We start from the raw sequence: 11785 nt of genomic DNA on the forward strand, positions 1-11785 counted from the left end.
GGGGTGCGACGGTTCAGTGGCGCTTTTCCAGCACCATCTTGTCGTTGATGCGGGTCATCTGGAACGCTCCGAGGAAGCTGTTGCCCAGCAGCACATACGGCATGTCGGTGGACATGATGACGGCATCCACGCCCAGCACCTCCACATCGCCCACGCGCACGGAGTCCAGGCGCACCCTCCAGCCCTGGGCCACACCGTTGGCCGTGCTCATGAGCACCTTCTGGCTGTCTTCGGGCTTGAGGCCCATGCGGTCGGCCGCGGGCTTGCCGATGGCGACCACGGTCGCACCGGTGTCCACCATGTAGGTCATGGGCTTGCCATTGATGGAGCCGGTGTTGGTGAAGTGCCCCCGGCTGTCTGCCGTCAGGGTGATGCGCTTGCCGCTGCCGCTGGAGCCCAGGGCCACCGGGGATTCACCCAGGCGCAGCAAGCGCCGGGTGCCCTGGACTTCCACCGTGGCCTCGTCCTTGCTGACGGTCAGCACCTTCACGCCCTGGTGCGTCTCGCCCGGCCCCACGGCGCGCGGCGCGCTGCCATCGACCACCAGCAGCGCCTTGCTGCCCAGCACGCCGGCCAGGGCGATGGACTGGCCGGCAGCCCATGCCGGCAGCGCAAGGGCCATGGCTGCGGCCAGGGCCAGCGGGATCGCCAGGCGAGAGGTTTGCATGGGGGGGCGGGTCCGCGTTGGCTCAGTCGCGGAAGTTGTCGAACGACAGTGGCGTGTCGGTCACGTCCTTGCGGATCAGGGCCATCGCGGCCTGCAGGTCGTCGCGCTTGGCGCCGGTCACGCGCACCTTGTCCTCCTGGATGGCGGCCTGCACCTTGAGCTTGCTTTCCTTCAGGAGCTTCTGGATCTTCTTGGCCAGCTCGCTCTCGATGCCGTTTTTCACCTTGATGACCTGCTTGACCTTGTCGCCGCCCATCTTCTGCACATCGCCCATGTCCAGGAAGCGCACGTCCACATTGCGCTTGGTGAGCTTGTTGCGCAGCACGTCCTCGATCTGGGTGAGCTGGAAGTCGGCGTCGCCGATCAGCGTGATCTCCTTGTCCTTGATCTCGATGCTGGCGGAAGTGCCCTTGAAATCGAAGCGGGTGCCGATTTCCTTGGCGGTGTTTTCTACGCCGTTCTTCACTTCGACCAGGTTGGCTTCGCAGACGGTATCAAAAGATGGCATGGTGGTGGCTCTCTGTCTATCTGGGGAATACGGGTTTCGCCCCAGCGCTCCAAGGCGACACTGAATAAGTCTTCGCGATGGCGCGTGCCCTGATTTGGGATGGGCTGCCAGGCGCAAAGCGCAGCCATAGCCAGTGCTATGGCGAGCATTTGCTTGCGGAGCAGACCGCCCAAAGCGGGCCGCGCGGCGCGCGAGGGACTTGTTCAGTGTCGTCTTAATGCGCGGGTGCGACAATCGGGCCAATGGTAGTCGAGAAAAACGTCCCTTTGCAGCCCTGCAATACCTTCGGCATCGCCGCGCGCGCCCAGACCCTGGTTCGCGTGCATTCTGCCGATGATATTGCGGCCTTCCTGGCCGATAAAGAACTGTCTGGCGGCCCGGTCTTCGTGCTGGGCGGCGGCAGCAACATCATCCTGACCGGCGACGTGCGTCCGGTGGTGCTCAAGATGGAGATCAAGGGCCTGCGCCTGGTGGAGGAAACGCCCCGGGCCTTCATCGTGGAGGCCGGTGCCGGCGAGGTCTGGCACGACTGCGTGGCCTGGACGCTGGACCAGGGCTACCCGGGCCTCGAAAACCTGGCCATGATTCCCGGTACCGTGGGTGCATCGCCGGTACAGAACATCGGCGCCTACGGCGTAGAGCTGCAGGACCGCTTCGAGTCGCTGGATGCCATCGACCTGGCCACGGGCGAGCGGTTCACGCTCGACGCCGCCCAGTGCGCCTTCGGCTACCGCGATTCGGTGTTCAAGCACGCCCCCGCGCAGCCCGAGGTGGCCGGCGGCCTGCCGCGCGGCATGGGCCTGGCCGGGCGCGCGGTGATCACGCATGTGCGTTTTCGCCTGCCGCGCCCCTGGAAGCCGGTGCTGGGCTATCTGGAGCTGGAGCGCCGCCGGGCCGAGGCCGGCGTAGACCACCCCACGGCCCGGCAGATGTTCGAGTGGGTGTGCGACATCCGCCGCGCCAAGCTGCCCGACCCCGCCGTGGTGGGCAATGCCGGCAGTTTCTTCAAGAACCCCACGGTCTCGCCCGAGCAGTGCGCCGACATCATCGCGCGCGAACCCAAGATCGTGCACTACCCCATGCCCGACGGCAGCATCAAGCTGGCGGCCGGCTGGCTCATCGACGCCTGCGGCTGGAAGGGCAAGTCCATCGGCAAGGCGGGGGTCTATGAAAAGCAGGCCCTGGTGCTGGTCAACCGCGGGCGCGGCGAGCAGAGCGTGACCGGCGGCGAGGTCATGACCCTGGCCAAGGCCATCCAGACCAGTGTCTACGAGCGCTTCGGCATCCGGCTCGAGCCCGAGCCGGTGGTCGTGTAGCCACTCTGAAAAAGAAAAGCCACCCGAGGGTGGCTTTCTTCATGCGCTGGAGGCGGTTTACTCGCCGCGTTTGTCGTTCAACTGGGCCAGCGCGGCATTGCCACCCAGCGACAGCAGACCGGCGCGCGAGTACACGCCCAGCTTGGCGCGCGTGTCCACGATGTCCAGGTTGCGCATGGTCAGCTGTCCGATGCGGTCGGCCGGCGAGAACGGTGCGTCTTCCACCTTTTCCATGCTCAGGCGCTCGGGCGCGTAGGTCAGGTTGGGGGATTCGGTGTTCAGCAGCGAGTAGTCGTTGCCGCGGCGCAGTTCGATCGTCACCGTGCCGGTGATGGCGCGCGCCACCCAGCGCTGGGCGGTTTCGCGCAGCATGATGGCCTGGGGGTCGAACCAGCGGCCCTGGTAGAGCAGGCGGCCGAGCTTGAGGCCGTTCATGCGGTACTGCTCGATGGTGTCCTCGTTGTGAATGCCGGTCACCAGGCGCTCGTAGGCGATGTGCAGCAGCGCCAGGCCGGGGGCTTCGTAGATGCCGCGGCTCTTGGCCTCGATGATGCGGTTCTCGATCTGGTCGCTCATGCCCAGGCCATGGCGGCCACCGATGCGGTTGGCTTCCATGATCAGCCCCACGGGATCGTTGAACTCCACGCCGTTCAAGGCCACGGGCTGGCCTTCCTCGAAGCGCACCGAGACTTCCTCGGCCTTGACCTGCACGTCGTCCTTCCAGAACGCGACGCCCATGATGGGGTTCACGATGCGGATGCCGCTGTTCAGGAATTCGAGGTCCTTGGCCTCGTGCGTGGCGCCCAGCATGTTGCTGTCGGTGCTGTAGGCCTTCTCGGCGCTCATCTTGTAGCCGAAACCTTCCTTGGTCATGAAGGCCGACATCTCGGCACGGCCGCCCAGCTCGTCGATGAACAGCTGGTCCAGCCAGGGCTTGTAGATCTTGAGCGAAGGGTTGGTGAGCAGGCCGTAGCGGTAGAAGCGCTCGATGTCGTTGCCCTTGAAGGTCGAGCCGTCGCCCCAGATGTTGACGTCGTCCTCCTTCATGGCGGCCACCAGCATGGTGCCGGTGACGGCACGGCCCAGCGGTGTGGTGTTGAAGTAGGTGATGCCGGCGGTGCTGATGTGGAAGGCGCCGGCCTGCAGGGCGGCAATGCCTTCGTGCGCAAGCTGCGTGCGGCAGTCCACCAGGCGTGCCTTCTCGGCGCCGTATTCCATGGCCTTCTTGGGGATGGCGTCGTAGTCGGGCTCGTCGGGCTGGCCCAGGTTGGCCGTGTAGGCGTAGGGCAGGGCGCCCTTGTTCTTCATCCAGCGCAGCGCGGCGCTGGTGTCGAGACCGCCGGAGAAGGCGATGCCGACCTTTTCGTTCAGGGGCAGGTTCTGGAGGATGGTGGCCATGTCGGTCTGGGCTTTCTCGCGGATCAGCCGAAGTGGCAGATGTAGTGGTAGGCGCTGGCCACGCGGATCTCGAACTTGGAGTTGCCGGGCACGCTGAACTTCTCGCCCGCGCCGGACTTGACCCAGGCGTCCGTGCCGTCGAGCTTGTACTCGCACTCGCCGCCCACGCATTCCATGATCTCGGGCGCGCCGGTGTTGAAGGTCAGCGTGGCGGGCAGCACCACGCCCACCGACTTCTTCGTGCCATCGGGGAAAGTGATGTTGTGGCTCACGCACTTGCCGTCAAAGTACACATTGGCCTGGGTGGTGACGGACACGCCGTCGATTTTTTCGGTGGTCATGAATGCGCGTTGGTTGGAGGGAAACCCCTGATTTTAGGCCACCGTACCGGCGCCGCCGCGCCAGGCAAAAAAAAGAGCCCCGAAGGGCTCTTTGAAGGACTGGCGCAGGGGGAGGGCGGCCCGTAATGGCAATGGTCACTGGGCCGGCAGCGTGCGCATGCCGCCGGCTGCCCAGGCTGCCCGCTCAGCGCCAGTAGGGATTGCGCGGGTGGTGGTACGAGCGGTCGTAGCCGTACTCGATCACCGTGACCGGGGGCGTCACGTAGGTGGGTGGGGGCGCCGGGTAGGTCGAGGTGACCACGCCGGGCTGGGCATAGCCCTGCTGGTAGGCGGGCTCCGTCGAATAGGTCTGGCCCGGCTGCACGCTCACGGGGATCCAGCGGCCCGGGTCGTACTGGGTGCGCGTGGTGTACTGGCGGCCAGCGTACTCGTAGACCACGTTGTAGCCCACGGTGCGGTTCTCGTAGTAGGTCTGGTTGTGGCAGCGCTGCACGTTCTCGTACTGCGGCTGGCCATTGCCTTCGATGTTGTTGCCCAGCACGGCGCCACCGATCAGGCCCAGGGCCGTGGCCGCGGCACGGCCGCTGCCCTTGCCGATCTGGTTGCCGACGGCACCGCCGGCGATGGCACCCAGCACGGCGCCGCCACCCGAGGTGCGGTTGCCGCTGTACACGGTTTCGTTGTTGCACACCTGCTGGGGCACGGCCACCTGCTGCACGATGGGGGTGGACGAGAGCACGCGGCCCTGTTCCTGGGCGCTGGCCATGGTGGCAACGGCGGCCAGGGCGGAAAGAATGACGATCTTTTTCATGGAGAAACTCCTTTCAGGGTCAGTGCATAACGCACCAGACTGTTGAAAAGTTTAGGCCGGGCCGGTCAAAACCGGGTGGGCAGGCCGTAAAACTGCGTAAAGATTTGTGCAATATCTCCGCTTTCCAGGCGCTGGATCACGGAAATCTCAGGGGTTGGAGCCGCCCTTTCGCCATTCGTTCCAGGTTTCGGGCACGAAACCGACCGAAATCCGGGTGCTGCCGCCTGTTTTCCACTCCACCACGGGGCGCTTGACCACGCTGGGCTGGGCCTGAAGCAGGGCGCTGGCGCTGGCGTCGTCCTTCACCGCGGCCTGGGTATCGGCATCGAGCTTGCGCCAGGTCGTGCCCTGGCGGTTCACCAGTTTGTCCCGGCCCACGGCGGCCAGCCAGCCGGGCAGGTGCCCGGCGGGCAAGCCCTGCTTCTTGAAATCGTGGAAGGCGTAGTCCAGGCCCTGGTCGGTGAACCAGGTGCGCGCCTTTTTCACGGTGTCGCAGTTGGGAATGCCGTAAAGGGTGATGGTGGTGCTTGCGTTTGTCATGGTTACTGCGGGTTCAGGATGTGCGCGACCGTGGGCTCGGCGACAATCGCGGACTGTATGGACACGAATAATATCGACACCCTGGACGGCTGGCTGCAGCACTGCGAGCGCCTGCACCCGCACAACATCGACATGGGCCTGGACCGTGTGAGCGAAGTGGCGCGCCGCATGGCGCTGCGCTTCGACTGCCCGGTGGTTACCGTGGCGGGCACCAATGGCAAGGGCTCCACATGCGCCATGCTGGAGGCCGTGGGCCTGCAGTCGGGCTACCGCACGGGGGTGTACACCTCGCCGCATCTGGTGCACTTCGAGGAGCGCTGCCGTGTGCACGGCGAGATCGTGGCCGCCGCCGATCTGGTACCCCACTTCGCGGCCGTGGAGGCCGCCCGCGTGCAGGGCGGCGAGGCCATTTCGCTGACCTATTTCGAGTTTTCCACCCTGGCCATCCTGCGCCTCATGAGCCAGGCCCGCCTGGACCTGGCAATCCTGGAAGTGGGCCTGGGCGGGCGGCTCGACGCCACCAACATCATCGATGCCGACTGCGCCATCATCACCAGCATCGACATCGACCACACCGAATTCCTGGGCAAGGACCGCGAGAGCATCGGCCGCGAGAAGGCGGGCATCATGCGCGCCGGCCGCCCGGCGATCGTGAGCGACCCCATGGCTCCGCAGAGCGTGGTGGACCATGCCACTGCCATCGGGGCCGACCTGTGGCTCTCGGGCCGTGACTTCAACGTCTCGGGCGACAAGCAGCAGTGGAATTGGGCGGGCCGCGGCCGCCGCTATGCGGGCCTGGCCTATCCTGCGCTGCGTGGCGCCAACCAACTGGTGAATGCCGCGGGGGTGCTGGCCGCGTTCGAAGCCTTGCGCGAGCGCATTCCCGTGACCGCGCAGGCGGTGCGCACGGGCATGGGCATGGTGGAGCTGCCCGGGCGCTTCCAGATCGTGCCGGGCGAGCCCACGCTGGTGCTGGACGTGGCGCACAACCCGCATTCGGTGGCAGCGCTCACGGCCAACCTCGATGCCATGGGCTTTTTCCCCACCACGCACGCAGTGTTCGGCGCCATGGCGGACAAGGACCTGGCCACCATGTTGGCCAAGGTGGGGCCGCTGGTGGACCGCTGGTACTTCACCAGCCTGCCCACGGCGCGAGCCGAGACGGGCGCCGCGCTGCAGCAGAAATGGAATGCCCTGCAGATGGTGGCCGGCGGGCGCCGCGAGGTGGCCACCAGCGTGCACCAAGACCCCATGCAGGCACTGCAGGCAGCCGTGGCGGCGGCAGACCCGGCTGATAGAATCGTGGTCTTTGGCTCGTTCTTCACGGTGGGCGGGGTATTGGTCAACGGCACTCCCCGCCTGCACGCCAAACATCTGGGCGCGTAAGCGCTCCGCACGAGTCGCAACTCCATGGCATTTTTCAAGTTTCGGTGGCCCGGTCAGAGTGAACCCGCCGCACCGGCCGACAAGCCGGCTGCCAAGCGCTCACGCGCTGCGCCCCAGGCCGAAAGCATCGAAGCGATGCGCCGGCGTGCGCGCCACCGCCTGATCGGTGCGGCCGTGCTGGTGGCCCTGGGCGTGGTGGGCTTTCCGCTGCTGTTCGACACCCAGCCGCGCCCCATTGCGGTGGACATACCGATAGAGATTCCCGACCGCAACAAGACCGCACCCGTGGTCGTGCCCGCGCCGGCACCGGCACCGGCTGCTGCGCAGGCCCCCTCGGCCGCGCCGGCTTCTGCGGCGGTGGCGCGCCAGTCCGCACCGGCCCCGCAGCCTGCAGCAGGCCGCACGGCGCCGGGCCAGGGCAGTGCCGGCAATGGCCTGAGCGAAGGCGAGGAAATCATCGCCGGCCCCAACAAGCCGGCTCTGGTGCCCAAGCCCCCCGTGGTAGCGGCCGTGCCCAAGCCGGAACCCGCCCCCAAACCTGAACACAAGCCCGAGCCCAGGCCGGTTGCCGCAGCAACCCCTGCGCCTGCGCCTGCCGCGCCGGCCCGCAGCAGCGGCACCGACGAAGCGGCCCGCGCCCGCGCCCTGCTGGAGGGCCGGACCACGGCGCCTGCCGTGGCGGCGTCAGCAGCCCCGGCCAGTGCCGAAGACGCCCGCTTCATCGTGCAGGTGGGGGCTTTTGCCGACGCGGACAAGGCACGCGAGGCGCGCACCAAGGTGGAGCGCGCCGGCCTCAAGACCTTTGTGCAGGTGGTGGATACCAAGGACGGCAAGCGCACCCGGGTGCGCGTGGGCCCCTACAACAACCGCGCGGATGCGGACAAGGCGGCCGGCAAGATCCGTTCGCTGGAACTGTCGGCATCGGTGCTGACGCTTTGATGCCGGAGCAGGCTGCTGCGCCGGTGATGGCGGCGCTGGACTGGATTTTCGTGGCCGTGCTGCTGGCCTCCATGCTGTTGGGGGCCTGGCGCGGCCTGGTGTACGAGGTGATGTCCCTGGTGGGATGGGTGGTGGCGTTCTTTGCGGCGCAGTGGCTGGCCAGCGATGTGGCAGCGTTGCTGCCCATGGGAGAGCCCGAGAGCAGCTTGCGCTATGCCGCGGGGTTTGCGCTGGTGTTCATCGGCGCGGTCTTTGCGTGGGGCTTTTTGGCCTGGCTGGCCAAGAAGCTGGTGGAATCCATCGGCCTGCGCCCGGTGGACCGCACGCTCGGTGCGGCTTTCGGGGTACTCCGGGGGCTGGTGCTGCTGATGGCCGTGGCCGTGGTGGCCCGGCTCACGCCGATGCATGAGGCCGCCTGGTGGCAGGAGTCGCGTGGGGCGCCGGTATTGGCCCAGGTGCTGGAGGGGTTGAAACCGGTGCTTCCGGAAGAATTTACGAGGCACTTGCCTTCGTGATACGCAGTGGCCAGAAGCCGCTGTGGTGGGTTTGCAGCGGGGATGTTCCCGCAAACGGATGGAAACGAACTATGTGTGGAATCGTCGGCGTCGTCAGTACAACGCCCGTCAATCAGTTGATCTATGACGCCTTGCTGCTGCTGCAGCACCGGGGCCAGGATGCCGCCGGCATCGTGACCCAGCAGGGCCGCAAGTTCTTCATGCACAAGGCCAAGGGCATGGTGCGCGACGTGTTCCGCACGCGCAACATGCGGGCCCTGCCGGGCAATGTGGGCCTGGGCCAGGTGCGCTACCCCACGGCAGGCAATGCCTACAGCGAGGAAGAGGCCCAGCCCTTCTACGTGAACGCGCCCTTCGGCCTGGTGCTGGTGCACAACGGCAACCTGACCAATGCCCAGACGCTGCGCACCGAGCTGTTCCAGACCGACCACCGCCACACCAACACCGAGAGCGATTCGGAAGTGCTGCTCAACGTATTCGCGCACGAGCTCGATCGCGCCACGGCCGGCGTGCCGCTGCGTCCTGAAGATGTGTTCACCGCCGTGCGCGCCGTGAACAAGCGCATCAAGGGCTCCTACGCCGTGATCGCCATGATCGCCGGCCACGGCCTGCTGGCCTTCCGCGACCCGCACGGCATCCGCCCGCTGGCCATCGGCCGCAGCGCCGATGGCAACGTCATGGTGGGCAGCGAATCGGTGGCGCTGGAGGGCACCTCGCACGTGTTCGAGCGTAACATCGAGCCCGGCGAAGCCGTGTTCATCACGCTGGACGGCACCGTGCATTCGGCCCAGTGCGCCGAGAACCCGCAGCTCAACCCCTGCATCTTCGAGTTCGTGTACCTGGCGCGCCCCGATTCGGTGCTGGACGGTATCTCGGTCTACCAGGCGCGCCTGAACCTGGGCGAGGCCCTGGCCAAGCGCGTGGTCTCCACCGTGCCGCCCAACGAGATCGACGTCATCATCCCCATCCCCGAGTCCAGCCGCCCCAGCGCCACCCAACTGGCGCACCTGCTGGGCGTGCCGTACCGCGAAGGCTTCGTGAAGAACCGCTACGTAGGCCGCACCTTCATCATGCCCGGTCAGGGCGTGCGCAAGAAGTCCGTGCGCCAGAAGCTCAACGTGATCGCCAGCGAGTTCAAGGGCCGCAATGTGCTGCTGGTGGATGACTCCATCGTGCGCGGCACCACCTCGCGCGAGATCGTGCAGATGGCGCGCGACGCTGGCGCCCGCAACGTCTACCTGGCCAGCGCCGCACCACCGGTGCGCTACCCCAACGTCTACGGCATCGACATGCCCACCAGCAGCGAGCTGGTGGCCCATGGCCGCACGGTGGAAGAGATCCGCCAGGTCATCGGCTGCGACGCGCTGATCTACCAGGACGTGGATGGCATGAAGAAGGCCGTGGGCTCGCTCAACAAGGCCATCGTGGGCTTCGATGCCTCGTGCTTCGACGGTACCTATGTGACCGGCGACATCACCGCCGACGAGATTGCGCGCCTGAACGAAGGCCGTGTGGGCGTGGAAGAGAACGAAGAGGACACCTCGCGCCTGGCACTGCCCAACGCACAGGACGCATAAGAAACAGGCTCTTTCGAGGGCCGGCATCCTTCGTTGACAAGCCATTCGTGGGCGCGCCGATCATCGGGGCGCCCATGCCGTTTCAGGGCGGGCCCGCCCGGCACCTATCATTATTGGCATTGAACGCCGCCTTTCGCCTGCACCATGGCCCGCAGGGCAGGGCGGCCCACCTTACAAGACTATGACCGACCAGAACACCACCTCCACACCCGCCACGGCCCGCGTGCGCACCCGGTTTGCGCCCTCGCCCACGGGCTTCATCCACCTGGGCAACATCCGCTCGGCCCTGTACCCCTGGGCGTTTGCGCGTGCCATGGGCGGCGACTTCATCCTGCGCATCGAGGACACCGACGTGGAGCGCTCCAGCCAGGTGGCGGTGGACGTGATCCTGGAAAGCATGGAATGGCTGAGCATGCAGCCCGACGAAGGCCCGTTCTACCAGATGCAGCGCATGGACCGCTACCGTGCCGTGCTCGAAGACCTTAAGGCCACGGGCCTGGTCTACCCCTGCTACATGAGCATTGCCGACCTCGACGCCCTGCGCGAAAAGCAGATGGCCGCCAAGGAAAAGCCGCGCTACGACGGCACCTGGCGCCCCGAGCCCGGCAAGACCCTGCCGGCCATCCCCGAAGGCGTGCAGCCCGTGCTGCGCTTCAAGAACCCGCAGGGCGGCGTGGTCGCCTGGGACGACAAGGTCAAGGGCCGCATCGAGATCAGCAACGATGAGCTCGACGACCTGGTGATCGCGCGCCCCGACGGTACGCCCACCTACAACTTCTGCGTGGTGGTGGACGATATCGACATGGCCATCACCCACGTGATCCGCGGCGACGACCATGTGAACAACACGCCGCGCCAGATCAACATCTTCCGCGCCCTGGGCAAGGAGCCGCCGGTCTATGCCCACCTGCCTACCGTGTTGAACGAGCTGGGTGAGAAGATGAGCAAGCGCAACGGCGCCAAGCCCGTCACCCAGTACCGCGACGAAGGCTATCTGCCCGACGCCATGGTCAACTACTTGGCCCGCCTGGGCTGGAGCCACGGCGACGACGAGATCTTCAGCCGCGCGCAGTTTCTCGAATGGTTCAACCTCGACCACCTGGGCCGCAGCGCTGCGCAGTTCGACGAGGCCAAGCTGCGCTGGGTGAATGCCCAGCACCTCAAGGCCATGGACGACGAGGCCCTGGCCACCCTGGTCTCGGCCCAGCTGCAAAAGCGTGGCCTGGCCGCCGCCGACCTGGCCGATGGCCGCCTGCCACGCATCTGCGCCCTGTTCAAGGACCGCTGCGACACCACGGTGGCCCTTGCCGACTGGGCGCAGGTGTTCTATGGCGATGTGACCCCGAACGAGGCCGAACTGGCCCAGCATGTGACGGACGCCATCCGTCCCGCCATGGTCGCGCTGTCCGAAGCGCTCGCCACCTGCGAATGGAATAAGGCCGCCATCAGCGCCGCCTTCAAGCAGGTGCTGGCGGCCCACGGCCTGAAGATGCCCCAACTGGCCATGCCCGTGCGCGTGCTGACGATGGGCACGGCCCATACACCATCGGTCGATGCGGTGCTCGAATTGCTTGGGCGCGAAAAAATTCGCGTTCGTTTGCAAAACGGCTAAAAACCTGTCTATAATTTGAGTCTCTGATGAAGACGACATACACAGTGTGAATGAAGTCGACAAAAGGCAGTTTGGGAAGGTATTTCCAGCTGCGCCAAGTGGGGGTATAGCTCAGCTGGGAGAGCGCTTGCATGGCATGCAAGAGGTCATCGGTTCGATCCCGTTTACCTCCACC

General features: G+C 66.2%; 12 protein-coding genes and 1 tRNA gene. 7 read left to right on the top strand and 6 right to left on the bottom strand.

The window, feature by feature from the left end; genetic code table 11:
* Positions 1 to 13: 13 nt before the first annotated feature.
* Both AC07X5_RS14515 and AC07X5_RS14520 read right to left on the bottom strand, forming a co-directional pair.
* Positions 14 to 667, bottom strand: coding sequence for a retropepsin-like aspartic protease family protein (locus AC07X5_RS14515; RefSeq protein ID WP_409960783.1), 654 nt, complete (start codon positions 665 to 667; stop codon positions 14 to 16).
* A 22-nt stretch (positions 668 to 689) separates the two neighbouring features.
* Positions 690 to 1175, bottom strand: a complete 486-nt coding sequence (locus AC07X5_RS14520; protein ID WP_492229708.1) for a YajQ family cyclic di-GMP-binding protein — start codon at positions 1173 to 1175, stop codon at positions 690 to 692.
* Between the two features lie 242 nt (positions 1176 to 1417).
* On the opposite strand from AC07X5_RS14520, the gene murB reads away from it, so the two are divergent.
* Positions 1418 to 2491: a UDP-N-acetylmuramate dehydrogenase gene (gene murB, locus AC07X5_RS14525; protein ID WP_494770732.1), complete on the top strand. Its 1074-nt coding sequence runs from the start codon at positions 1418 to 1420 to the stop codon at positions 2489 to 2491.
* A gap of 57 nt (positions 2492 to 2548) precedes the next feature.
* Here murB and argG read toward each other — a convergent pair whose 3' ends face one another.
* From argG to AC07X5_RS14545, 4 genes are all read right to left on the bottom strand, one after another.
* Positions 2549 to 3889, bottom strand: coding sequence for an argininosuccinate synthase (argG, locus tag AC07X5_RS14530; RefSeq protein WP_494770733.1), 1341 nt, complete (start codon positions 3887 to 3889; stop codon positions 2549 to 2551).
* 23 nt (positions 3890 to 3912) lie between these two features.
* Positions 3913 to 4230: a pyrimidine/purine nucleoside phosphorylase gene (ppnP, locus tag AC07X5_RS14535; protein ID WP_409960787.1), complete on the bottom strand. Its 318-nt coding sequence runs from the start codon at positions 4228 to 4230 to the stop codon at positions 3913 to 3915.
* 184 nt (positions 4231 to 4414) lie between these two features.
* Positions 4415 to 5041: a glycine zipper 2TM domain-containing protein gene (locus tag AC07X5_RS14540; RefSeq protein ID WP_409960788.1), complete on the bottom strand. Its 627-nt coding sequence runs from the start codon at positions 5039 to 5041 to the stop codon at positions 4415 to 4417.
* A 147-nt stretch (positions 5042 to 5188) separates the two neighbouring features.
* Positions 5189 to 5581, bottom strand: coding sequence for an arsenate reductase (locus AC07X5_RS14545; RefSeq protein ID WP_494770734.1), 393 nt, complete (start codon positions 5579 to 5581; stop codon positions 5189 to 5191).
* 57 nt (positions 5582 to 5638) lie between these two features.
* On the opposite strand from AC07X5_RS14545, the gene folC reads away from it, so the two are divergent.
* The 6 genes from folC to AC07X5_RS14575 all read left to right on the top strand — a co-directional run bounded on the left by folC (position 5639) and on the right by AC07X5_RS14575 (position 11783).
* On the top strand, positions 5639 to 6967 hold the full coding sequence (gene folC, locus AC07X5_RS14550) for a bifunctional tetrahydrofolate synthase/dihydrofolate synthase (RefSeq protein ID WP_494770735.1): 1329 nt from the start codon (positions 5639 to 5641) through the stop codon (positions 6965 to 6967).
* 24 nt (positions 6968 to 6991) lie between these two features.
* Entirely contained in the window at positions 6992 to 7906 is a 915-nt protein-coding gene (locus tag AC07X5_RS14555; protein ID WP_494770736.1) for an SPOR domain-containing protein, read from the top strand.
* Positions 7907 to 7932: 26 nt separating this feature from the next.
* Positions 7933 to 8421, top strand: coding sequence for a CvpA family protein (locus AC07X5_RS14560; RefSeq protein WP_494770956.1), 489 nt, complete (start codon positions 7933 to 7935; stop codon positions 8419 to 8421).
* 71 nt (positions 8422 to 8492) lie between these two features.
* On the top strand, positions 8493 to 9998 hold the full coding sequence (gene purF, locus AC07X5_RS14565) for an amidophosphoribosyltransferase (RefSeq protein WP_494770737.1): 1506 nt from the start codon (positions 8493 to 8495) through the stop codon (positions 9996 to 9998).
* Positions 9999 to 10179: 181 nt separating this feature from the next.
* A complete protein-coding gene (gene gltX / locus AC07X5_RS14570; protein ID WP_494770738.1) occupies positions 10180 to 11610 on the top strand; it encodes a glutamate--tRNA ligase in 1431 nt (476 codons plus the stop codon).
* Positions 11611 to 11710: 100 nt separating this feature from the next.
* Positions 11711 to 11783: transfer RNA gene (locus tag AC07X5_RS14575), tRNA-Ala, on the top strand.
* Positions 11784 to 11785 lie beyond the last annotated feature (2 nt).

The sequence above is a fragment of the Acidovorax sp. GW458-11-26-14-TSB4 genome (genome assembly GCF_059423865.1).